The 20,403-nt window shown below is 69.5% G+C and carries 22 protein-coding genes; 10 read left to right on the top strand and 12 right to left on the bottom strand.

Annotation, left to right across the window (positions count from 1 at the left end):
* Window positions 1-20: 20 nt before the first annotated feature.
* The gene (locus tag C6N31_RS00485; protein ID WP_138351076.1) at window positions 21-803 is read right to left on the bottom strand and encodes a GntR family transcriptional regulator; all 783 of its coding nucleotides are present in this window, start codon (window positions 801-803) and stop codon (window positions 21-23) included.
* Between the two features lie 320 nt (window positions 804-1,123).
* Here C6N31_RS00485 and C6N31_RS00480 point away from each other — a divergent pair, with 320 nt between their 5' ends.
* From C6N31_RS00480 to C6N31_RS00455, 6 genes are all read left to right on the top strand, one after another.
* Window positions 1,124-2,419, top strand: coding sequence for an extracellular solute-binding protein (locus C6N31_RS00480; protein WP_138350916.1), 1,296 nt, complete (start codon window positions 1,124-1,126; stop codon window positions 2,417-2,419).
* 114 nt (window positions 2,420-2,533) lie between these two features.
* Window positions 2,534-3,541 carry a carbohydrate ABC transporter permease gene (locus C6N31_RS00475; protein ID WP_138350915.1) on the top strand — a complete coding sequence of 336 codons (1,008 nt, stop codon included), beginning with the start codon at window positions 2,534-2,536 and terminating at the stop codon, window positions 3,539-3,541.
* Entirely contained in the window at window positions 3,538-4,392 is an 855-nt protein-coding gene (locus tag C6N31_RS00470; RefSeq protein WP_244809403.1) for a carbohydrate ABC transporter permease, read from the top strand. Before C6N31_RS00475 ends, C6N31_RS00470 begins: the two co-directional genes overlap by 4 nt.
* Window positions 4,389-5,933, top strand: a complete 1,545-nt coding sequence (locus tag C6N31_RS00465; RefSeq protein WP_138350914.1) for a glycoside hydrolase family 3 protein — start codon at window positions 4,389-4,391, stop codon at window positions 5,931-5,933. The genes C6N31_RS00470 and C6N31_RS00465 overlap by 4 nt, the downstream gene beginning before the upstream one ends.
* A gap of 41 nt (window positions 5,934-5,974) precedes the next feature.
* Window positions 5,975-7,045, top strand: a complete 1,071-nt coding sequence (locus C6N31_RS00460; protein ID WP_138350913.1) for an SIS domain-containing protein — start codon at window positions 5,975-5,977, stop codon at window positions 7,043-7,045.
* Between the two features lie 429 nt (window positions 7,046-7,474).
* On the top strand, window positions 7,475-8,923 hold the full coding sequence (locus C6N31_RS00455) for a sensor histidine kinase (RefSeq protein WP_138351074.1): 1,449 nt from the start codon (window positions 7,475-7,477) through the stop codon (window positions 8,921-8,923).
* A 131-nt stretch (window positions 8,924-9,054) separates the two neighbouring features.
* Here C6N31_RS00455 and C6N31_RS00450 read toward each other — a convergent pair whose 3' ends face one another.
* Both C6N31_RS00450 and C6N31_RS00445 read right to left on the bottom strand, forming a co-directional pair.
* Entirely contained in the window at window positions 9,055-9,312 is a 258-nt protein-coding gene (locus C6N31_RS00450) for a WhiB family transcriptional regulator (RefSeq protein ID WP_138350912.1), read from the bottom strand.
* Window positions 9,313-9,629: 317 nt separating this feature from the next.
* Window positions 9,630-10,598, bottom strand: coding sequence for a diacylglycerol/lipid kinase family protein (locus tag C6N31_RS00445; RefSeq protein WP_138350911.1), 969 nt, complete (start codon window positions 10,596-10,598; stop codon window positions 9,630-9,632).
* A 48-nt stretch (window positions 10,599-10,646) separates the two neighbouring features.
* Between C6N31_RS00445 and C6N31_RS00440 the strand changes: the two genes are divergently transcribed.
* Window positions 10,647-11,066, top strand: a complete 420-nt coding sequence (locus C6N31_RS00440; RefSeq protein WP_244809405.1) for a hypothetical protein — start codon at window positions 10,647-10,649, stop codon at window positions 11,064-11,066.
* Between the two features lie 73 nt (window positions 11,067-11,139).
* Here the strand turns inward: C6N31_RS00440 and C6N31_RS00435 are convergent, their stop codons facing one another.
* The 5 genes from C6N31_RS00435 to C6N31_RS00415 form a co-directional block, all read right to left on the bottom strand.
* Window positions 11,140-12,105 (bottom strand): RNA polymerase sigma factor SigF, encoded by a 966-nt coding sequence (locus C6N31_RS00435; protein WP_232484647.1) that lies wholly within the window; start codon window positions 12,103-12,105, stop codon window positions 11,140-11,142.
* 109 nt (window positions 12,106-12,214) lie between these two features.
* Entirely contained in the window at window positions 12,215-12,628 is a 414-nt protein-coding gene (locus C6N31_RS00430; RefSeq protein WP_138350908.1) for an ATP-binding protein, read from the bottom strand.
* Between the two features lie 182 nt (window positions 12,629-12,810).
* Complete coding sequence (locus C6N31_RS00425) at window positions 12,811-13,380, bottom strand: GNAT family N-acetyltransferase (RefSeq protein WP_138350907.1); 570 nt, start codon at window positions 13,378-13,380, stop codon at window positions 12,811-12,813.
* A gap of 9 nt (window positions 13,381-13,389) precedes the next feature.
* Complete coding sequence (locus tag C6N31_RS00420) at window positions 13,390-14,112, bottom strand: AAA family ATPase (protein WP_138350906.1); 723 nt, start codon at window positions 14,110-14,112, stop codon at window positions 13,390-13,392.
* A 28-nt stretch (window positions 14,113-14,140) separates the two neighbouring features.
* Entirely contained in the window at window positions 14,141-15,040 is a 900-nt protein-coding gene (locus C6N31_RS00415; RefSeq protein ID WP_244809407.1) for a 1-aminocyclopropane-1-carboxylate deaminase/D-cysteine desulfhydrase, read from the bottom strand.
* 129 nt (window positions 15,041-15,169) lie between these two features.
* Between C6N31_RS00415 and C6N31_RS00410 the strand changes: the two genes are divergently transcribed.
* Entirely contained in the window at window positions 15,170-16,099 is a 930-nt protein-coding gene (locus C6N31_RS00410; protein ID WP_244809409.1) for a MurR/RpiR family transcriptional regulator, read from the top strand.
* A gap of 113 nt (window positions 16,100-16,212) precedes the next feature.
* Here C6N31_RS00410 and sodN read toward each other — a convergent pair whose 3' ends face one another.
* Window positions 16,213-16,608 (bottom strand): superoxide dismutase, Ni, encoded by a 396-nt coding sequence (gene sodN / locus C6N31_RS00405; protein ID WP_138350904.1) that lies wholly within the window; start codon window positions 16,606-16,608, stop codon window positions 16,213-16,215.
* 140 nt (window positions 16,609-16,748) lie between these two features.
* Here sodN and sodX point away from each other — a divergent pair, with 140 nt between their 5' ends.
* Complete coding sequence (sodX, locus tag C6N31_RS00400) at window positions 16,749-17,171, top strand: nickel-type superoxide dismutase maturation protease (RefSeq protein ID WP_198356992.1); 423 nt, start codon at window positions 16,749-16,751, stop codon at window positions 17,169-17,171.
* Here sodX and C6N31_RS00395 read toward each other — a convergent pair.
* Entirely contained in the window at window positions 17,075-17,704 is a 630-nt protein-coding gene (locus C6N31_RS00395) for a CGNR zinc finger domain-containing protein (protein WP_138350902.1), read from the bottom strand. The genes sodX and C6N31_RS00395 overlap by 97 nt on opposite strands.
* A 79-nt stretch (window positions 17,705-17,783) precedes the next feature.
* On the opposite strand from C6N31_RS00395, the gene C6N31_RS00390 reads away from it, so the two are divergent.
* Window positions 17,784-18,569, top strand: coding sequence for a class I SAM-dependent methyltransferase (locus C6N31_RS00390; protein WP_138350901.1), 786 nt, complete (start codon window positions 17,784-17,786; stop codon window positions 18,567-18,569).
* Window positions 18,570-18,655: 86 nt separating this feature from the next.
* On the opposite strand, the gene C6N31_RS00385 is transcribed toward C6N31_RS00390, so the two are convergent.
* Complete coding sequence (locus C6N31_RS00385; protein ID WP_138350900.1) at window positions 18,656-19,423, bottom strand: amino acid ABC transporter ATP-binding protein; 768 nt, start codon at window positions 19,421-19,423, stop codon at window positions 18,656-18,658.
* The gene (locus tag C6N31_RS00380) at window positions 19,420-20,376 is read right to left on the bottom strand and encodes an amino acid ABC transporter permease (protein WP_138350899.1); all 957 of its coding nucleotides are present in this window, start codon (window positions 20,374-20,376) and stop codon (window positions 19,420-19,422) included. Before C6N31_RS00380 ends, C6N31_RS00385 begins: the two co-directional genes overlap by 4 nt.
* Window positions 20,377-20,403: the final 27 nt, after the last annotated feature.

Raw genomic sequence — 20,403 nt, 5'->3', positions numbered from 1 at the left:
GCCCGGCGGTCGGTCGGTGGTCAGTCGGTGGGGCGGCTCAGCCTGGCGACGAACTTGTACCGGTCGCCGCGGTAGACGGAACGCACCCATTCGACCGGTTCGCCCGTGGTGTCGATGGAGTGCCGGGACAGCATGAGCATCGGCAGACCGACGTCCGTGCCGAGCAGGCCGGCCTCCCGGGGTGTGGCCAGCGAGGTCTCGATGGTCTCCTCGGCCTCGGCCAGCCGTACGTCGTAGACCTCCGCCAGCGCCGTGTACAGAGAGGTGTACTTGGCGAGGCTGCGGCGCAGCGCGGGGAAGCGCTTCGCCGACAGATGGGTGATCTCGATGGCCATCGGCTCGCTGTTGGCGAGCCGCAGCCGCTCGATGCGCAGGACCCGGCCGCCGGTCTTCATGTCGAGGAGGCCGGCGAGCCGGTCGTCCGCGGTGATGTAGCCGATGTCCAGGAGCTGTGATGTGGGCTCCAGGCCCTGGGCGCGCATGTCCTCCGTGTACGAGGTGAGTTGCAGTGCCTGGGAGACCTTCGGCTTGGCGACGAAGGTGCCCTTGCCCTGGATGCGTTCGAGGCGCCCCTCGACGACCAGTTCCTGCAGGGCCTGCCGCACGGTGGTGCGGGAGGTGTCGAATTCCGCCGCGAGCGTGCGCTCGGGCGGGACCGGTGTGCCGGGCGGCATCGTCTGCGTGATGTCCAGCAGATGTCGCTTGAGGCGGTAGTACTTGGGCACACGTGCGGTGCGCCCGGCGGCGCCCGCCGTCTCCGGCACGTCCGATGCCGGCGTGCCGCCGCCCCCGTCGCTGTCCATGACGTCTACTCCCGACTGCTGTCGTGCTGCCGTCACCGGCTCCTCCGTCTATCGCGGCTCACATGGTGGCACGGGCTGCTGTGGTGCAGGGAGGCGATGGCAGGTGACGTCCCCCTCAGGTGTCGGTCCGATAACAGACCTAACAGCGCTTCTTATACACCCTTGACACCCCTAAAGGTCTAGGCCAAGCTGCGCTCACTGGTCTAAACCATTAAAGACCAATCCCAGACCCACAAGCAGGACGCGGCATTTGCCGTGTCTCGCGGCAGCCGACTTTTCGGGCGGTGGGGGGTGGTTTCGGGCATCCTGAGGAGGGTGGCATGAAGCGCAAGCTCATCGCGGCAATCGGTGTCGCGACCATGATCGCGGGCGTCGCAGCGTGTGGCAGCGACAAGAAGGACGACACGGCCGCGAAGCCGGCGGACCGCAAGGACACCGTGACCGTCTGGCTCATGAGTGACGCCCAGAGCACCTGGCCGGAGCTGGTCAAGAGCGTCAACGACCAGTTCAAGGCGAAGTACCCGAACGTCACCGTGAAGGTGCAGTACCAGCAGTGGAGCGACAAGGTCCAGAAGCTGGACGCCGCGCTCTCCGGCTCTAGCGCCCCGGATGTCGTCGAGCTCGGCAACACCGAGACCATGACGTACATCCTCAACGGTGCCCTCGCCGAGGTCGACAAGACCAAGTTCGAGAATTCGGCCACCTGGATCAAGGGCCTCGAGGACACCTGCTCGTACCAGGGCAAGCTCTACTGCGTGCCGTACTACGCCGGTGCCCGTGTGGCGATCTACAACGCCGATGTCTTCAAGGCCGCCACCGGCTCCGCCGACCTGCCGAAGACCGAGACCGACCTGACCGCCGCGCTGGACAAGATCGCGGCCGCGAAGGGCGCCGACAAGGCGTACTCGCCGCTCTACCTGCCGGGCGAGTACTGGTACGCGGCCATGTCCTACGTCAAGGCGTACGGCGGCCAGATCGCCAAGTACGACGGCGGCAAGTGGACCGGCACCCTGTCCTCCCCGGAGGCCCAGGAAGGTCTGAAGCACTTCATCGAGCTGGTCAACAAGTACAACCACGGTGACAAGACCAAGGACGAGGCGGACCACGCCGCGGTCATGGCCCAGGAGAAGACCGCGCTGATCTACGGCAACGGCTGGGAGTCCGGCAGCGTCGTCGACACCAAGGCGCCCGGCAACCCGAAGCTGAAGGACGCCATCAAGACGGCCGGTATGCCCGGCCCGAACGGCAAGGCGCTGCCGTCCTTTATCGGTGGCTCGGACCTCGCCGTCGTCGGCAAGTCCAAGGTGCAGGACCTCGCCAAGGAGTGGATCGCCAGCTTCACCAGCGAGAAGTCCGAGGCCGTACTGGCCAGCAAGAAGATCCTCCCGAACAACACCAAGCAGCTCGAGCCGCTGAAGTCGGACCCGGCCACCGCGCCGATCGCCAACGCGGTGCCCGACGCCTGGTTCACCCCGATCGCTCCGGGCTGGGCCACGATCGAGAAGCAGAACATCCTCAAGAACATGCTGCTCGACATCATCAAGGGCAAGTCCATCGCCGACGCCACCAAGGCGGCCGACGACAAGATCAACTCGCTGATCAACAACGCCTCCTGATCCCAGGCCTCGCCCGTGGGGGGCGGGGAAACAGGCGCTGCGAGCGCGGACGGTCCACGGATGTGGGCCGTCCGCCTCCGCACCCGGCATGGACGACGAAGAAAGGTCAGCGAGATGAGTGCCGCCGACACGCATGCCACCGAGCCGCTGGAGCGGGGTCTCGTGAAGAGCCCGCCGCCGGCTCAGGACCGGCCCGCATCCGGGCGGGGGGCCCGCCGCCGGCCGGCCACCCGGCAGAACAGAACCCTGCCGTACTTGCTGATCACTCCGGCCCTGGTGGTCATGGCGGGCGTGCTCGGCTGGCCGCTGATCGACACCGTGGTGCTGTCCTTCCAGGACATGCGGCGCAACAACCTGTGGGGCGGCACGACACCGCCGTGGGTCGGTCTCGACCAGTACACGACGATCCTCGGCGACTCCGAGTTCTGGCATGTGTTCATCCGCACGGTCGTCTTCGTCGTCGTCTGTGTCTTCTTCACCATGTTGCTCGGGCTGCTCATAGCCATGCTGCTGCAACGGGTGTCGCCCTGGCTCCGGGTGATGATCACCAGCGCGATGGTCGCCGTCTGGGCGATGCCGCTGCTGGTCTCCACCTCGGTCTTCAAGTTCATGTTCGACTCGGACTACGGGCTGGTCAACGAGCTGCTCAGCAAGCTCCCCGGGGTCGACTACGCCGGCCACAACTGGTTCCTCAACCCCACCTCGGGGCTGGCGATCATCGCCGCCCTGGTGGTCTGGGCGGCCATCCCGTTCATCGCCATCAGCCTGCACTCGGCGCTCACCCAGGTGCCCAAGGAGCTGGAGGAGGCGGCCAGGATCGACGGCGCCAGCGGCTTCGGCATCTTCCGGTTCGTCACCTTCCCGGTGATCAAGCCGGTCTTCGTCATGACCACGACGCTGTCGATCATCTGGGACTTCGGTGTGCTCGGCCAGGTGCTGCTGATGCGCAACAACCACCCGGAGCCGGACTACCAGCTGCTGGGCCTCTACTCCTTCACCCAGGCGTTCACCAGTAACTCCTTCAGCACGGGTGCCGCGATCTCCATCATCACCGTGGTGATGCTGTCCGGCGTCTCCGTCTACTACCTGCGCCAGCTGATGAAGATCGGAGAGGTCGAGTGACTACCGCCGCCAAGGTCACCTACAAGAGCAAGAAGAAGAACCGCACCGGCTGGAACATCCTCGGCCTGCTCACCTTCGTGGTCATGGGCTTCCCGGTCTACTGGATGGTCATCACCGCGCTCCGGCCCAGCACCGAGATCCTCAGCTACCACCAGAAGCTCTGGCCGAGCTCGATCACGTTCGACCAGTTCCACCGGGCGATGGACATGCCCAACTTCTGGGACAACGTGAAGAGCAGCGTGATCATCTCGCTGTTCAGCGTCATCATCGCCATCGGCGTCGGGCTGCTCGCCGCCTACGCGCTGGGCCGCTTCCACTTCTGGGGCCGCCGCGGGCTGATGATCACGCTGCTGCTGATCCAGATGATCCCCGGCACCTCGATGCTGATCCCCATCTACATCCAGCTCAACGACATGGGCGGGCTGAACCAGTACTGGGGCGTCATCGTCGTGTACGCGGCGACGACGCTGCCCTTCTCGGTGTGGATGCTGCGCGGATTCATCGTCAACATCCCCAAGGAGCTGGAGGAGTCGGCCATGGTCGACGGCTGCAGCCAGATGGCCGCCTTCCGCCGCGTGGTCTTCCCGCTGCTGGCACCCGGCCTGGTCGCCGCCTCGATCTACGCCCTGATGACGGCCTGGAACGAATACCTTTTCGCTTACGTCCTCCTCCAGGACAACGACAAGTACACACTCAGCATTTGGCTGCTGAACTTCACCGGTCAGCGCGGCACCGACTTCGGCGCGCTGATGGCGGGCTCCATCCTGGTGGCCCTGCCCGTGGTGATCTTCTTCGTCATGGTCCAGCGCAAGGTCGCTTCCGGTCTGACCGCCGGGGCGGTGAAGGGATGACCGTCATTTCTACCGACTCCGCCCCCGACACCCTCATCCGGGACGCGCTCGCCGTCCTGCAGCCGGGATTCATCGGGACCACCGCACCCGAGTGGCTGCTGCTCCGGCTCGCCGAAGGCCTCGGCTCCGTGGCGCTGTTCGCCCGGAACATCGAATCGCCCGAGCAGCTGTCCGCGCTCACCGCGCAGTTGCGCGCGGTACGGGCGGACGTGCTGGTCGCGGCCGACGAGGAGGGCGGTGACGTCACCCGCCTCGAAGCGCGGACCGGCTCGTCCTTCCCCGGCAACCTCGCGCTCGGCGCGGTCGACGACGCGGACCTGACGCAGGAGGTGGCGGCGGAGCTCGGCCGCCGGCTCGGCACCTGCGGGGTCAACTTCAACTGGGCGCCGTCCGCGGACGTCAACTCCGACCCCGGCAACCCGGTGATCGGCGTACGGTCCTTCGGCTCGGACCCGCACCTCGTCGCACGCAACACCGCCGCGTACATCACCGGTCTGCAGTCCGCCGGGGTGGCGGCCTGCACCAAGCACTTCCCCGGCCACGGCGACACGGCCGTCGACTCGCACCACTCGATGCCCAACATCGAGGTCGGCCTGCAGACCCTGCAGGACCGTGAACTGGTGCCGTTCCGGGCCGCCGTCGCAGCCGGGACCAAGGCCGTGATGAGCGCCCACATCCTGGTGCCGGCCCTCGACCCGGACCGGCCCGCCACGCTCAGCCCCAGCGCGCTCAACGGGCTGCTGCGCGCGCCCGCCGCGGAGGGCGGCCTCGGTTACGACGGACTCATCGTCACCGACGGCATCGAGATGCAGGCCATCGCGGCGACGTACGGCATCGAGCGCGGCACCGTCATGGCGCTGCTGGCCGGTGCCGACGCCATCTGTGTCGGCGGAGGTCTCGCCGACGAGGAGACCGTGCTGCGGCTCCGCGACGCCATCGTTCGTGCGGTGCGCGACGGCGATCTGCCCGAGGAGCGGCTTGCCGACGCCGCCGCCCGGGTGCGGTCGCTCGCGGCATGGACGGCCGAGCGGTCGGGTGCGGCGGAGGGGACCGCACCCGACCCCGAGGTCGGCCTCATCGCGGCCCGCCGGGCCGTGCGGGTGACCCGTACGGAGGAGTACGTACCGATCGCGACCGCGCCGTACGTGGCCGCCTTCACCCCGGTCGCGAACATCGCGGTCGGCGCCGAGACGCCCTGGGGGGTGGCCGCGGAACTGGAGCGGCTGCTGCCCGGCACCGTGACCGGCACCTTCCGCGCGGCGGACGCCGAGGCCGGCGGGGCGGACGCCCTCTGCGCGAAAGTGCTGCAGTCCGCGTCCGACCGTAGGATCGTCGCAGTGGTCCGCGACGTGCACCGCCACGCGTGGATGGCCGACGCTCTGGACGCCCTGCTCGCCGCCCGGCCCGACACGGTCGTGGTGGAGATGGGGGTGCCCCAGGCGCCGCCCTCCGGCGCGCTGCACATCGCGACCCATGGCGCTGCCCGTGTGTGCGGGCGAGCAGCCGCGGAGGTCATCGCCGGCAAGGAAGCCGGGCTCTGACCGGCGCGGAGGAGATTCGCAACAGCCTGGAGGCCCACCGCATGTCCGCCCCGACGCCGGACCGGAAGATTCTGATACCGGGCCGGATCATGTCCGGCGAGATGGCCGAGCAGCCCGCCGTACTGCGGCGCATCCTGGAGCGGGGTGCGCCGCGGATCCGCGCGGTCGCCGCGAAGGTCGCGGCGCGCAACCCGCGCTTCGTGCTGCTCACCGCCCGCGGTACGTCCGACAACGCGGCGCTGTACGCGAAGTACCTGATCGAGGTGCTGCTCGGGAAGCCCGCGGGGCTGACCTCGATGTCGACCACCACCGCGTACGGCGCGACGCCGGACCTCACGGACTGCCTGGTCATCACCGTCAGCCAGTCCGGTGGCTCGCCCGACCTGGTGGCCTCCACCCGGGCGGCCCGCGAGGCCGGTGCGATCACCGTCGCGGTGACGAACAACCCGGAGTCCCCGCTCGCCGAGGTCTCCGAGTTCCACATCGACGTGCTGGCAGGACCGGAGAAGGCGCTCCCGGCGACCAAGACGTACACCGCCGAGCTGCTGGCCCTGTACCTGTTCGTGGAGGGCCTGCGCGGTGGTGACGGCTCCGCCGCCGAGGTGCTGCCGGAACTGGCCGAGGGGATCCTGGCGCGCGGCGCCGAGGTCAAGGCGCTGGCCGGCCGCTACCGCTTCGCGGAGCGCATGGTCATCACCTCCCGCGGCTACGGCTACCCGACCGCGCGGGAGGCCGCGCTGAAGCTGATGGAGACCAGCTACATCCCGGCCCTGGCGTACTCGGGCGCGGATCTGCTGCACGGCCCGCTGGCCATGGTCGACAACATCTCGCCGGTGATCGCCATCGTCACCGAGGGCAGGGGCGGAGAGGCCCTCCAGCCGGTCCTGGACCGGCTGCGCGGCCGGGGCGCGGACCTGGTGGTCATCGGCCCCCAGGCCCAGGTGGACGCCGCCTCAGCGGGCTTCGCCCTGCCGACGAAGGGGGTCGCCGAGGAGGTCCAGCCGATCCTGGAGATCCTGCCGCTGCAGATGCTGGCCTACGAGGTCACCATCGCCCGCGGCCAGGACCCGGACGCCCCGCGCGCCCTCGCCAAGGTGACGGAAACGCACTGACCGCGGCCCCGGCCGTGTGGAACGGGAAAGGCCCCGTCGCGTGCTGCGACGGGGCCTTCCGCGTGTGAGCGGGGAGGGAGCGGGCCCCGGCGGGAACGGGGCCGGTGCCCGGAAAACGCCACGGGCCGCGGCGCCGGGAAGGGACCCTCAGCCCTTCCAGCACCGCAGCCCGGAGCTGCTGTCGACGCCGTGGCCGACGGGGTGTGCGGTTCCCCGTGGCCCGTTAGGGCCGACCGGTGAGGCCACGGCGTAGTCAGGGCAGAGAACGCCTGGCCTCGATCCACCCTCCTGTGCGGGGAGGATGGAGGTCTGTTCGGTCCATTGTGGACTAGACCATTCGTCCTTGTCCATGGAATCGCGGCCATCGGTGGAAAAAAGGCCCGGCACGGATGGCGCGAATTGGCCTGTACGCTCGCAGACGTGCCCTCCATGAACGACCTCGTACGCCAGCACACCGGCCTCGACGACTCCGATCTCGAATGGCTCCACCTGCTGGTCTCCGAGTGGCAGCTGCTCTCCGACCTGTCCTTCGCCGACCTCGTCCTGTGGGTGCCCACCCTGGACGGCACACGCTATGTCTCGGTCGCCCAGATGCGGCCGAACACCGGACCGACCTCGTACCAGGACGACATGGTCGGCCATCTGGTGCCGCGCGGCCGCCGTCCCATGCTGGACGCGGCGCTGGACGAGGGCCGGATCGTCCGTGAGGGCGACCCCGAATGGCGTGACGAGGTCCCGGTCCGGGTCGAGTCGATCCCGGTCCGCCGCGAGGGCCGGGTGCTGGGCGTGATCGCCCGCAACACCAACCTGCTGACCGTCCGCACCCCCAGCCGGCTCGAGCTCACCTATCTGCAGAGCGCCTCGGACCTGGCGCAGATGATCGCCGCCGGCTCCTTCCCGTTCCCCGCCGAGCAGGTCGACATGGACGCGGCGCCGCGCGCCGGCGACGGTCTGATCCGGCTCGACGCGGACGGCATCGTGCAGTACGCCAGTCCCAACGCGCTCTCCGCGTACCACCGGCTGGGCCTCGCCGCCGACATCGTCGGACTGCACCTCGGCGCGACCACCGCCGAACTCGCCCCCGCCCGCGGCCCGGTGGACGAGGCGATGGTCAAACTCGCCAGCGGCTGGGCGCCTCGTGAGGCCGAGGTCGAGGGTGGCGACGGCGTCATCCAGCTGCGCACCATCCCGCTGCGGCCCAAGGGCACCCACATCGGCTCACTCGTCCTGCTGCGCGATGTCACCGAGCTGCGGCGCCGCGAACGCGAGTTGATGACCAAGGACGCCACCATCCGGGAGATCCACCACCGGGTGAAGAACAATCTGCAGACCGTCGCCGCACTGCTGCGGCTGCAGGCCCGCCGGATGGATTCCGACAAGGCGCGCGAGGCGCTGGAGGAAGCGGTCCGCCGGGTCGGCTCGATCGCGATCGTGCACGAGACGCTCTCCCAGAACCTGGACGAGCGCGTCGAGTTCGACGACATCGCCGACCGGGTGCTCTCGATGGTCGCCGAGATCTCACCCGGCCGCGTCACGGCCCGCCGCACCGGGCGCTTCGGCATCCTGACCGCCGAGGTCGCCACCCCGCTGGCGATGGTTCTCACCGAACTGCTGCAGAACGCGCTGGAGCACGGCTTCGGCCCGGGGGAGAGCGGCACGGTCGAGGTGGGGGCGACGGCCGGCCGCGACAAGCTGATCATCACCGTCCAGGACAACGGCCGCGGGCTGCCGGAGGGCTTCAACCCGCAGCGCGCCGGAAATCTGGGACTGCAGATCGTCCGCACCCTGGTGGTCGGCGAACTGTCCGGCACGTTCGACATGGTCCCGGCGCCGGAGGGCGGCACCAGGGTCGTGCTGGAACTTCCGGCCGAGGCGTAATTCCGGTGCCGGTGGTCGGGGGAGAACAGCAGTAAGCCCCGACCGCCAGGCGGTCGGGGCTTACCGGATGCTGTGTGCTGCGCGTACGAATTCGGGTGCTGCGCGCTGCGGCTCGGGGGTAAAGCGGGGCGTCAGACGCTGGCGTTGCGGGCCCTGTTGCGGGCGGCGCGGCGCTTCATTGCGCGACGCTCGTCCTCGCTGAGGCCACCCCAGACGCCTGCGTCCTGGCCGCTCTCCAGCGCCCACTGCAGGCACTGCTCCATGACGGGGCAGCGGCGGCAGACGGCCTTGGCTTCCTCGATCTGCAGCAGCGCAGGACCGGTGTTGCCGATGGGGAAGAAGAGTTCCGGGTCTTCCTCGCGGCAAACGGCGCGATGACGCCAGTCCATGGCTGCTCCAACTCCTTTGTGACAAGCACGTTGCTTGTGAATGTGAACGCTTTCACGAATCCCCTCACAGGGCACGGCACTACGCCCAGTTACCTGGTGCAGTCCCGCTGGTGTGAGGTGGTGGATTCGGGCTCTCAAGGGACTCCGGTTGTTGGCCGTCCCGATCGCCATGTAGAGACTCGCAAACCTGGGCTGCGGATACAACCCCTTCAGGAAAGTTTTTTTTGATTCCTCGGTGTCGCCTGCATCACAGCCGTACTTCCATGGGGTGCAGGGCAGCCTAAACGTTCGAGTAAAAGGACTTTGGGCTCTTCCGCTTACACAATCACACGCAGTGCACGGCGTACGCCTGTGAAGGTTGCGCTGGTTCGCAGCCCCAGGTGGTCGCCGTCCACCTGGAACGGGAGTGGAGCCTGCGAATGCAAGGTGAAGTCCGTCAGGTCGTGGACGGACGCCACATGCTTACCGTGCGGGCCTCGATCGGGGGTCGAACGCAGCAGTTGCGTGGCGTAACGCATCGCTGACGTCGTCGACATCTTCGAGACTCCGAGCAGGTCGAGGCCGGTGTCGAAGGAGGCCTCGGGGGACGCGTACACCGGACGATTGCCCAGGTAGGTCCAGGGGGCGGTGTTGCAGACTATGGCCAGCACCAGCCCGGTGACCGGGTCCTCGTCCGGGCGCTCCAGCGTGATCGAACCGCCCCGCCGGTGCGTCTCCGCCAGGAACTGGCGCATCACCTGGCGCATGTAGAGCGCGTGCGTCGAGCGCTTCCCTTGATCCCGCTGCTGTTCGACCCGGCCGACCACGCCGGCGTCGAAACCCAGCCCGGCGCAGAAGGTGAACCAGCGCGAGGGCACTCCCTCGTCCTCCGTACCGGGCGTGCCGCTCACCAGTCCCAGGCCGACCGTGCGCGACGACTGGTCGTGCAGGGCGTCCAGCAGTGCCCCGGTCGCCTCGACGGCGTCATTGGGCAGTCCCAGGGCGCGCGCGAAGACATTGGTCGAGCCGCCGGGGACCACGGCCAGCTGCGGCAGCCGGTCGGGATCGGGTCCGTTGTGCAGCAGTCCGTTGACCACTTCGTTGACCGTGCCGTCACCGCCCAGCGCGACGACCAGTTCGATCTCGCCGCCCTCGGCGGCCTGCCGGGCGAGATCCCGGGCGTGGCCGCGGTACTCGGTGGCGGCCACTTCCAGCTTCAGATCGCTGGCGAGTGCGTGGGCCAGAACGTCACGGACCCGCGCACTGGTGGTGGTGGCAGCAGGGTTGACCACGAGAAGTGCGCGCATGAGGGGAAGCGTACCTACCCATAAGTACACCGGGCTACGCTGGCCGGTGTGAGCCAGATCCCCCCGACCCCGTCACCCAAACCGCGCCGGCTGACCGCCGCCGCGGGCCTCGCGGCCCTCGAAGGGCTCGCCCTCGCGGCCTGCGGGCTCGTGCTGCTGGTGCTGGCGCTGACCGGTCACTCCGACAACGTCCGCAACGCCGTGGTGGGTGCGCTCACCGTTCTCGCCCTCGGCGCGATCCCGCTGGCGGCGGCGTACGGGCTGCTGCACGCCCGGCGCTGGAGCCGCGGCCCCGCGCTGATCATCCAGCTGCTGGCGCTGCCGGTGGCCTGGACGCTCGTGCACGGCGCGGCGGCGCTCGTCGCGGCCGGCGTCGCGCTGGCCCTCATGGCGCTGGCCGGGCTGGTCCTGCTCGTCCACCCCGCCACGACCGCCGCCCTGGGGATCGGCGACCGCAGCCAGGCCTAGGTCTCCGCGGCCTGAGTTTCTACGCCCTGGGCCTGCCGGACGCCTCAGGAAGCTGTCCGGCAGGCGTCATGGGCTACTCCTCGACGAGGAGCTTCTCGCGGAGCTGCATGAGAGTGCGGGCCAGCAGCCGGGAGACGTGCATCTGGGAGATGCCGACCTCGATGGCGATCTGCGACTGGGTCATGTTGCCGAAGAACCGCAGCATGAGGATCTTCTTCTCCCGGGGCGGCAGCGACTCCAGGAGCGGTTTGAGCGATTCCCGGTACTCGACGCCTTCGAGCGCCTCGTCCATGGCCCCGAGGGTGTCCGCGACGGCCGGGGAGTCGTCGTCGGTGTCCGGAACGTCGAGGGACAGGGTGCTGTAGGCGTTCGCGGATTCGAGGCCCTCCAGCACCTCCTCCTCCGTGATCTTGAGCTGGACCGCCAGCTCGTGCACGGTCGGCGCCCGGCCGAAGCGCTGGGAGAGCTCTCCGGTGGCGGTGGTCAGGGCCAGCCGCAGCTCCTGGAGCCTGCGGGGGACGCGGACCGCCCAGCCCTTGTCCCTGAAGTGACGTTTGATCTCGCCGACGACCGTGGGGGTCGCGTACGTGGAGAACTCCACGCCGCGGTCCACGTCGAAGCGGTCGACGGACTTGATCAGACCGATGGTGGCGACCTGGGTGAGGTCGTCCAGCGGCTCCCCGCGGTTGCGGAAACGCCGCGCCAGGTGCTCCACCAGGGGCAGGTGCATACGCACCAGCCGATTGCGCAGCTCGGCGCGTTCCGGTGAGCCGTCCGGGAGCTTGCTCAGCTCCACGAAGAGCGCTCGGGCGCCGGCCCGGTCATGCGGGTCGTGCTGCTCTTGCTGGTCCATGGGATCCGCCTGCTCCGCCGCGTCCATTCCATCCGTACGGGACCCGGGGTGCTGCCGCGCCGCATACCGCCCGACCGCCCCGGCGGGCGACGCCTGGGCGGGTACGGCGGCACGGCCCCGCACCGCGGGCGTGCTGCTGTCCGCCGGGGGTCCGGGAGCTGCCTCCCGGGAAAGATCAGCACTCATGGCGTTTCCCCGTTCCGTGCACGGTTGTACCGTTACCGGCCCTTCGGGGGACCGGGACACGCTGACCTGCTTCGGGTCCGCGCCTGCGGGCTGCCTGCATCTGGGGACCTCACGACTGTCCGGGGCCGGCACCGCGCTTCTTGTGCAGGCTGATGCTGACGGTCTTGTCCTCCGCGACCGTGGCATCCACCTCGCCCGCCAGTGCGGAGAGCACTGTCCAGGCGAAGGTGTCCCGCTCCGGAGCGCGACCATCGGTCGTGGGCGCCGAAACTCTCACCCACAGAGCGTCTCCGACGAGTCGGAAGACGCAACTCAATACGCTGCCGGGAACGGCCTGCTGCAGCAGGATCGCGCACGCCTCGTCCACGGCGATGCGCAGGTCTTCGATCTCGTCGAGGGTGAAGTCCAGCCGTGCCGCGAGTCCGGCCGTAGCCGTACGCAACACCGACAGATAGGCCCCCGCCGCGGGCAGCCGGACCTCAACGAAGTCCTTCGTCCCGGGCTCGCCTGCGATCTGGGACACCCTCACCTCCAAGGTGGCACACAGTGATTGCTCTGGTTCGCCAGCGACGCTATCGCGATCTGTGCCCTGATGTCGCCCGGACGGAGCACTGCCGCCGCCATGAGTGAGCCCTGGCCCGACACCCCACGACTGTCACCCATGGTAAGCGTATGAGTACGCAACGTGGCTAGGGGTGTGCGGTCTCAATTCGAAAGAGATGTCGCATCGTTGCCCACGCCCGGGTGGACTGCCAGGTCGGCGAGGGTGCGGAGCGGTTCGCCGGTCAGTCGTTGCACGGTCCAGCCGTCCTGTCCGAAGGCGCCGATGGAGCGGTAGAAGCCGATCGCGGGATCGTTCCAGTCCAGTACTGCCCATTCGAAGCGCTCGTAGCCGCGTGTGACGCAGATCGAGGCCAGTTCGGCCAGGAGTGCCTTGCCGTGGCCGCCGCCGCGCGCTTCGGGCTTTACGTACAGATCCTCCAGGTACACCCCGTGTGTGCCCGTCCAGGTGGAGAAATTCCGGAACCACAGGGCGAATCCCACCGTGCGGTCCCCGGACGAATCACCGGATACGTCCTCGGGGCCGGCTGCGGGCGCGTCCGTGGAATCGTCCTCCGCGATCAGGGCGAAGATCGCCGGGTGCTCGCAGAAAAGGGCGTCGTGCAGTTGCTCCGGCGTCGCGCGGGCTTCCGCCAGCGCCTTTTCGTACTCCGCGAGTTCGCGGATCATGGCGTGGATCGCCGGGACGTCGGCGGGGGTGGCGGCTCGGATCATGAGCCCAGGTTACGTCCCGATGATGTGGCGCAGGTAAGCGTTGGGATCGGTCAGATACCGGCGCCAGTGGTCGACGATCGCCAGGTCCTCCCAGCGCGCGGAATGCGCTCCGTCCTCGCCGATCTCGAGGATCGTGGCGCCCGGGGTCGCGGTCAGCAGCGGTGAGTGAGTGGCGCAGATCACCTGGGCGCCGGTGCCGGCGAGCTCGTGCATCAGGCCCACCAGGTGCAGACAGGACGTGAAGGAGAGCGCCGCCTCCGGCTCGTCCATCACGTACAGGCCGGGCTGCCGGAACATCTCGCGGAAGGCCGTCAGGAAGCCCTCTCCGTGGCTCATGGTGTGCACGGCGACGTCCTCGCGCTCCAGGGCGTCCAGGGCGGTCTCCGCGCGCAGGAAGAAGCCCTTGCGGCGGGTGCGGGGGCCGTCGAGCATGCGGCGGCCGGACCGGGTGGCGTCGAAGCGGATCCGCTGGCCCAGATCGGACTTCTCGCGGTTGCTCGCGTACTTGTATCCGGCCCGGCCGCCGTACGAGTCCAGGCCGAAGCCCTCCGCGAGCGCCTCGACGAGGGTGGACTTGCCGGAGCCGTTCTCGCCGACGAGGAAGGTGATCGGGGAGGTGAAGCGCAGCCCGCCGTCGAGCAGCTGGGCGACGGCGGGGACCCGCCAGGGCCAGACGCCGGGCGGGAACTCGTCGGTGGCGGGAACATGCGCGTAGGCGCGTTCGATCAGCACGCGTTGTCCGTCCTCATCCGGTCATGCCTCATCCGGTCACGACGGCCGCGAGGCGGGTGCCGGGGGAGAAGGCCCCCTCGTCCGCCAGGGTGAACAGGCCGTGCAGCATCTTCGCCACGTAGACGCGGTCCGGGACCAGGCCGTGCCGGACGGCGAAGTCCGCCGCGAAGGCGTCCAGGCCGGGGGTGGTGCGGGCGTACCCGCCGTGGTGGAAGCGCTCGTCGAGCGTCCAGTCGCCGGTCCGCCCGCCGAACGCGTCCTCCTGCAGCCGCTGGACGGCGGCGCCGAGGAAGCCGCCCTTGAGGACCGGGAAGCCGATCGCGCGCTGGCCGCCGGGCGCCAGCCCCGCGGCCAGCCCGGCCAGCGTGCCCCCGGTGCCGCAGGCCACCGCGACGACGTCCGCCTCGCCGCGCAGCTCCCGGCCCAGCTCGGCACAGCCCTGGGCCGCCAGCGCGTTGCTGCCGCCCTCGGGCACCACGTAGCAGCGGCCGAAGCGCTCCCGCAGCTCTTCGGCGACGTCCGGCTCGGCCTTGCGGCGGTACGTGGTCCGGTCGACGAAGGCCAGCCGCATGCCGTCGGCCGCGGCGCGGGCCAGCGAGTCGTTCAGCGGGCGCCGGGCCAGCTCGTCGCCGCGTACGACGCCGATGGTCGTGAAGCCGAGCAGCCGTCCGGCGGCCGCGGTCGCGCGCAGATGGTTGGAGTAGGCGCCGCCGAACGTCAGCAGGGTGTCGTGGCCGGCGTCCGCGGCGGCCTGGAGGTTGAGCCGCAGCTTGCGCCATTTGTTGCCCGGCAGGTCCGGATGGATCAGATCGTCCCGCTTCAGCAGCAACCGGACGCCGTGCCGCGCGAGCCGGGCGTCCTCGATCGCGACCAGCGGTGAGGGCAGCCGGGGTCGCAGCGCGTCGAGCGGCAGGCCGGTGGCGGTCACCTCGTCATTGTCACCCGCACGGGTGAGGTCGGCAGCCCGCGGGTCGCAAACCGCCGCAATGGCCTCACAAGTCCCCCGGGCCGCGGAAGAAGCTCCCGAAAAGGGCCGCCCCCGGTGCATTCTTCTCCCGTGAAGACGGACGGCACGAACGGCACAGACCTCTCCGGCGGCCCGGGCCTGGAGCGGGAGCGGGAATCCCCAGCCGGGCCCGGCGACGGGCTCGCCGCGACGGTACGCGGGCTGCTGCCCTCGCTGACACCCGCCTCCGCGCGCATCGCCCGGCTGATCGTCGAGGACCCGGCCCAGGTCGCCCGCAGCACGATCTCCGAACTGAGCGCGCTGGCCGGCACCAGCGACTCGTCGATCGTCAGGACCGCCAGGGCGCTGGGCTTCTCCGGCTACCCCGAGCTCCGGCTGGCGCTGGCCGCCTCGGCCGCCCGGCAGCCCCCGCGCTCGACCCTGACCTCGGGGATCACCCGGCAGGACTCACCCGCGGAAGTGATGGCCAAGCTGGTGCACACCGAGTCCCAGGCCGTCCTGGAGACCGAGACCCAGCTCGATCCGGGGCAGTTGCTGGGCGCCGTGCTCGCGGTCTGCGGCGACGGCCAGCTGCACATCGCCGGCGTCGGCGCGTCCGGGCTGGTCGCGCAGGACCTGCACCAGAAGCTGCAGCGCATAGGACGGCCCTGCCACGCACACGGCGACTCCCAGTCCGCGCTGACCAGCGCGGTGCTGCTCGGCCCCGGCGACGTCTTCCTCGCCGTGTCGCACTCCGGCGAGAGCCGCGACGTCCTGGAGCCGCTGCGCCGGGCCGCCGCGGAGGGCGCGACCACCGTCGTCATCACCAACCACCCGCAGTCGTCGGCCGCCCGGCTGGCCGACTTCGTCCTGGCGTCGGCGGGCCGCGAGACGACCTTCCGGCCCGGCGCGATGGCCAGCCGGATCAGCCAACTGGTCGTCGTCGACTGCCTCTTCGTCTGCGTGGCGCAGCGCACCTACGAGAAGTCCGACCACGCCCTGCGCGTCACCCACCAGGCCCTGGAGAGCGACCGCGCCTGAACACCCGGGCCCGGAACGCGAGAACGCCCGTACCCGGTACGCGAACGCGGACCGGGTACGGGCGAATGGTCTGTGACCGTGGTGTTGTCACAGGCCGAGGGCCCCGGTGGAGCTCAGGCCTTCTTGGTCTCCCAGAAGATGGTGTCGATCTGGGCGATCAGCTCGAGGAGCTTCTCGCCGGTCTTCGGGTCGTTCGACGCCTTGGCAGCACTGCCTGCCTTGAGGGCGTCGTTGATGAGCTGGTGCAGCTCCGGGTACTTCTCGAAGTGCGGCGGCTTGAAGTAGTCGCTCCACAGCACCGAGATGTGGTGCTTGGCGAGCTCCGCGCGCTGCTCCTTGATGATGATGGCGCGGGTCCGGAAGTCCGGGTCCTCGTTGGCCTGGTACTTCTCCTGGACGGCCTTGACCGACTCGGCCTCGATGCGGGCCTGGGCCGGGTCGTATACGCCGCAGGGCAGGTCGCAGTGGGCGCTGACCTTAACCTTGGGCGCGAACAGGCGAGAGAACATGGCTGTCCTTCCTTGTGATCGTCTTTCCAGGTGGGAGATTACTCCCTGGGGGAGTCGTTTTCTCGGGTGCCCCATGTGGCTTAGGACAAAAGTCTGGTGTCACCCTGGGGCTGGTGGAGGAAGGGACGAGGAGGCGCAGCATGCGGGAACGGCGGGTCCGACCGGTCTACGCGGTCGAGGTGACCGGTCCTTCGATGGTCCCGACGCTCTACGAGGGCGATCGGCTGTTCGTGCGAAACGTCAACGGCCCGGCGGACGTCCGGGAGGGTGACGTCGTGGTCCTGCGGCACCCGCTGCAGCAGGACCTGCTCATCGTGAAGCGGGCGGTCGAGCGCCGTGAGGGCGGCTGGTGGGTGCTCGCCGACAATCCCTTCGGGCCGATCGCGGACAGCAGCGTATTCGGCACGGTGCCGGACGACTTGGTGCTCGCCCGGGCCCTGGTGCGGTTCCGGCCGCCCCGGGGGCTTCAGAGGTCGGTGGCCGGGGTGCTGTCGTGGGCGGCGTCCTGTGTGCGGCCGCTGAGCGCGGACCGTTCGTTCTCCAGGCGCTTGCGGGCGCGGTAGGCCGCCACGTTCGCGCGGGTCGCGCAGCGGTCGGAGCAGTAGCGGCGGGATCTGTTGGTCGATGTGTCGACATAGGCGTTGCGGCAGGGGGCCGCCTCGCAGATGCCCAGCCGGTCCACGCCCAGTTCGGTCAGCTGGAAGGCCAGCCCCATGCAGGCGGTGGCGGCGTATCCCGCGGTGGCGGTGGCGGCGTGGTCGGCGAGGTGCATGTGCCAGTCGGGCCGGCCGGTCTCGTCGAGGTGTTCGTGCCCGGAGATCTGCGGGCTGACCGGGAACTCCAGCAGCAGCGCGTTGAGCAGGTCCACGGCGCGTACCTCGTCGCCCTCGTCGGCGGCCTCGAAGACCCCGCGCAGCCGGGTGCGTACGGCGCGCAGCCGGGGCACGTCGGCGTCGGTGCTGCGCGCGGCGGCCTGGGTGCTGGCGCCGAAGAGCGCGCGGACGGCGTCGACGCCGGTGAGGTCGTCCGTCCCGCGTTCCGGCTCCTCGCTGTTCACCAGGCGCACGGCGTAGTCCGAGTAATAGGCCAGTTCCACTTGTGATCCTTACGCGTGCGTTCTAGGCTCAGTAATGGTCGAGGTAGCTATCAGGGTATTACGAACGGGGGAGACGGCGATGACGGGTACACCGGCGGCACCGACGGCACCCGCGGTGCGCACCGCGGACTGGCAGAGCTGGCAGAAGAGCTGGGACCGCCAGCAGGAGTGGTACCTGCCGGACCGCGAGGAGCGGTTCCGGGTGATGCTGGACATGGTCGAGGCATTGGTCGGGCCCGCGCCCAAGGTGCTGGACCTCGCGTGCGGCACGGGCAGTATCTCGGACCGCGTGCTGCGGCGCTTCCCCGAGGCGCGATCCACCGGCGTCGACCTCGATCCGGCCCTGCTGACCATCGCCCGGGGGCACTTCGAGGGCGAGTCGCGGATCGAGTTCGTCACCGCCGATCTGCGCGACCCGCGGTGGACCGACCGGCTCCCGCACCGGGAGTACGACGCCGTCCTCACCGCGACGGCGCTGCACTGGCTGCGGACGGATCCGCTGCGCGAGCTGTACGGCCGGGTCGCCGGCGTCCTGCGGCCCGGCGGGGTCTTCATGAACGCCGACCACGCGCCCGACGAATCCACGCCCCGGATCAACGAGGCGGAGCGGGCGCTGCGGCACGCGCGCATGGCGCGGGAGAAGGCGGAGGGCGTGCTGGACTGGACCGAGTGGTGGGACCTGGCCCGCCAGGACGAGCTGCTGGCCGGACCGGTCGCCGAGCGCTACGAGATCTTCGGCTCGCACGCCGACGGCGAGCCGCACTCCGTCGAATGGCACGCCCAGGCGCTCCGCGACGCCGGCTTCGCCGAGGCCCGCGCCGTCTGGCGCTCGGTCCCCGACGCGCTGGTGCTCGGCCTGAAATAACGCGCGGAACAACGCGCGCCGCCCCGGACAGGAGAAGGCCGGACGGCCGGGCTCGCGGCCCGGCCGTCCGGCCTCGTCCGTTCGGGTCACAGCACCTTGGACAGGAACGCCTTGGTGCGGTCGTGCTGCGGGTTGTTCAGGACGTCACGGGGGTTCCCCGCCTCGACGACGATGCCGTCGTCCATGAAGACCAGCGCGTCGCCCACCTCGCGGGCGAAGCCCATCTCATGGGTGACGACGATCATCGTCATGCCGTCCTCGGCGAGCCCGCGCATGACGTCGAGGACGTCACCGACGAGCTCCGGGTCGAGCGCGGAGGTCGGCTCGTCGAAGAGCATCAGCTTCGGCTCCATCGCCAGCGCGCGGGCGATGGCCACCCGCTGCTGCTGTCCGCCGGACAGCTGCGAGGGGTAGTTGGCCGCCTTGTCGGCCAGGCCGACCCGGTCGAGCAGCCGCTCCGCGCGGGCCCGGGCGGTCGCCTTCGACTCGCCCTTGACCTGCATCGGGGCTTCCATGACGTTCTCGATCGCCGTCATGTGCGGGAAGAGGTTGAAGCGCTGGAACACCATGCCGATGTCCCGCCGCTTCGCCGCGACCTCGCTGTCCTTCAGCTCGTAGAGCTTGTCGCCCTTCTGCCGGTAGCCGACCAGCTCGCCGTCCACCCACAGGCGGCCGGCGTTGATCTGCTCCAGGTGGTTGATGCACCGCAGGAAGGTGGACTTGCCCGAGCCGGACGGGCCGACGAGGCAGAACACCTCGCGCGGCGCGACCTCCAGCTCGATCCCCTTGAGGATGTGCGCCAGGCCGAACGACTTGTGGACGGCCTCGGCCTTGACCATGGGCTGAACGGTCATCGGGCCACCTCCGGACGGCGCAACGTGCTGAGATTCGCCTTGATCTTCTGCCACGGGGTGAGCGGCAGACTGCGCAGCGAGCCCCGGGCGAAGCGGCGTTCCAGGTAGTACTGGCCGACGCTGAACACGCTGGTCAGGGCGAGGTACCAGATGGACGCGACGAAGAACATCTCCATGGTCGCGAAGGAACTCGCGGCGATGTCCTGCGCGCTGCGCAGCAGGTCCTGGTACTGGACGGCGACGACCAGCGAGGACGTCTTGAGCATGTTGATGAACTCGTTGCCGCTCGGCGGGATGATCACCCGCATGGCCTGCGGCAGCACCACGCGGCGCATGGTCTGGCCCTGCTTCATGCCCAGGGCGTGCGACGCCTCGGTCTGGCCCTCGTCGACCGACTGGATGCCGGCCCGCACGATCTCGGCCATGTAGGCGCCCTCGTTCAGACCGAGCCCCAGCAGGGCGGCCACGAACGGGGTCATGACGTCGACCATGTTGTTCTTGTAGATCGGGCCGAGGTTCAGGACCGGGAAGATCAGCGCCAGGTTGAACCAGATGAGCAGCTGTACATAGACCGGGGTGCCGCGGAAGAACCAGATGTAGAGCCAGGCGACGCCGCCTGTCACCGGGTTCTTGGAGAGCCGCATGACGGCGAAGAGCACACCGAGCAGCAGCCCCATCAGCATCGACAGGACGCTGATGAGGATGGTGTGCCACATACCGGTCAGGATGGAGTGGTCGAACAGCTTCTCCGGCACGGTCGCCCAGCGCACATCGCCCTGGGAGAACGAGAACACCAGTGCGGCCAGCACGGCCACGACGACGACCGCACTGATCCAGCGCCCGTAATGGCGTACGGGGATCGCCCGGATGGCCTCCGCGGGGACCGCGGTGGCGGTCCCGGCGGACCCGCTCGACGGAGCGTCAGCGGGTTCCTTATCGAATTTGTCAGTCACTGCGACTGCCCTTCAGTGGAGCGCGTG

The organism is Streptomyces fildesensis (assembly GCF_016107395.1).
Lineage (GTDB): Bacteria > Actinomycetota > Actinomycetes > Streptomycetales > Streptomycetaceae > Actinacidiphila > Actinacidiphila fildesensis.
This window is presented reverse-complemented; position numbering and strand designations above follow the sequence as displayed.

Bases quoted from the DNA above. Each gene is read 5' to 3' on its own strand.
- C6N31_RS00385 (WP_138350900.1), bottom strand. From the start codon at position 19,423: ATGACCGTTCAGCCCATGGTCAAGGCCGAGGCCGTCCACAAGTCGTTC.
- C6N31_RS00455 (WP_138351074.1), top strand. From the start codon at position 7,475: ATGAACGACCTCGTACGCCAGCACACCGGCCTCGACGACTCCGATCTC.
- C6N31_RS00425 (WP_138350907.1), bottom strand. From the start codon at position 13,380: ATGATCCGAGCCGCCACCCCCGCCGACGTCCCGGCGATCCACGCCATG.
- sodX (WP_198356992.1), top strand. From the start codon at position 16,749: ATGCGGGAACGGCGGGTCCGACCGGTCTACGCGGTCGAGGTGACCGGT.
- C6N31_RS00460 (WP_138350913.1), top strand. From the start codon at position 5,975: ATGTCCGCCCCGACGCCGGACCGGAAGATTCTGATACCGGGCCGGATC.
- C6N31_RS00465 (WP_138350914.1), top strand. From the start codon at position 4,389: ATGACCGTCATTTCTACCGACTCCGCCCCCGACACCCTCATCCGGGAC.
- C6N31_RS00475 (WP_138350915.1), top strand. From the start codon at position 2,534: ATGAGTGCCGCCGACACGCATGCCACCGAGCCGCTGGAGCGGGGTCTC.
- C6N31_RS00485 (WP_138351076.1), bottom strand. From the start codon at position 803: ATGGACAGCGACGGGGGCGGCGGCACGCCGGCATCGGACGTGCCGGAG.
- C6N31_RS00390 (WP_138350901.1), top strand. From the start codon at position 17,784: ATGACGGGTACACCGGCGGCACCGACGGCACCCGCGGTGCGCACCGCG.
- C6N31_RS00435 (WP_232484647.1), bottom strand. From the start codon at position 12,105: ATGAGTGCTGATCTTTCCCGGGAGGCAGCTCCCGGACCCCCGGCGGAC.
- sodN (WP_138350904.1), bottom strand. From the start codon at position 16,608: ATGTTCTCTCGCCTGTTCGCGCCCAAGGTTAAGGTCAGCGCCCACTGC.
- C6N31_RS00480 (WP_138350916.1), top strand. From the start codon at position 1,124: ATGAAGCGCAAGCTCATCGCGGCAATCGGTGTCGCGACCATGATCGCG.
- C6N31_RS00450 (WP_138350912.1), bottom strand. From the start codon at position 9,312: ATGGACTGGCGTCATCGCGCCGTTTGCCGCGAGGAAGACCCGGAACTC.
- C6N31_RS00445 (WP_138350911.1), bottom strand. From the start codon at position 10,598: ATGCGCGCACTTCTCGTGGTCAACCCTGCTGCCACCACCACCAGTGCG.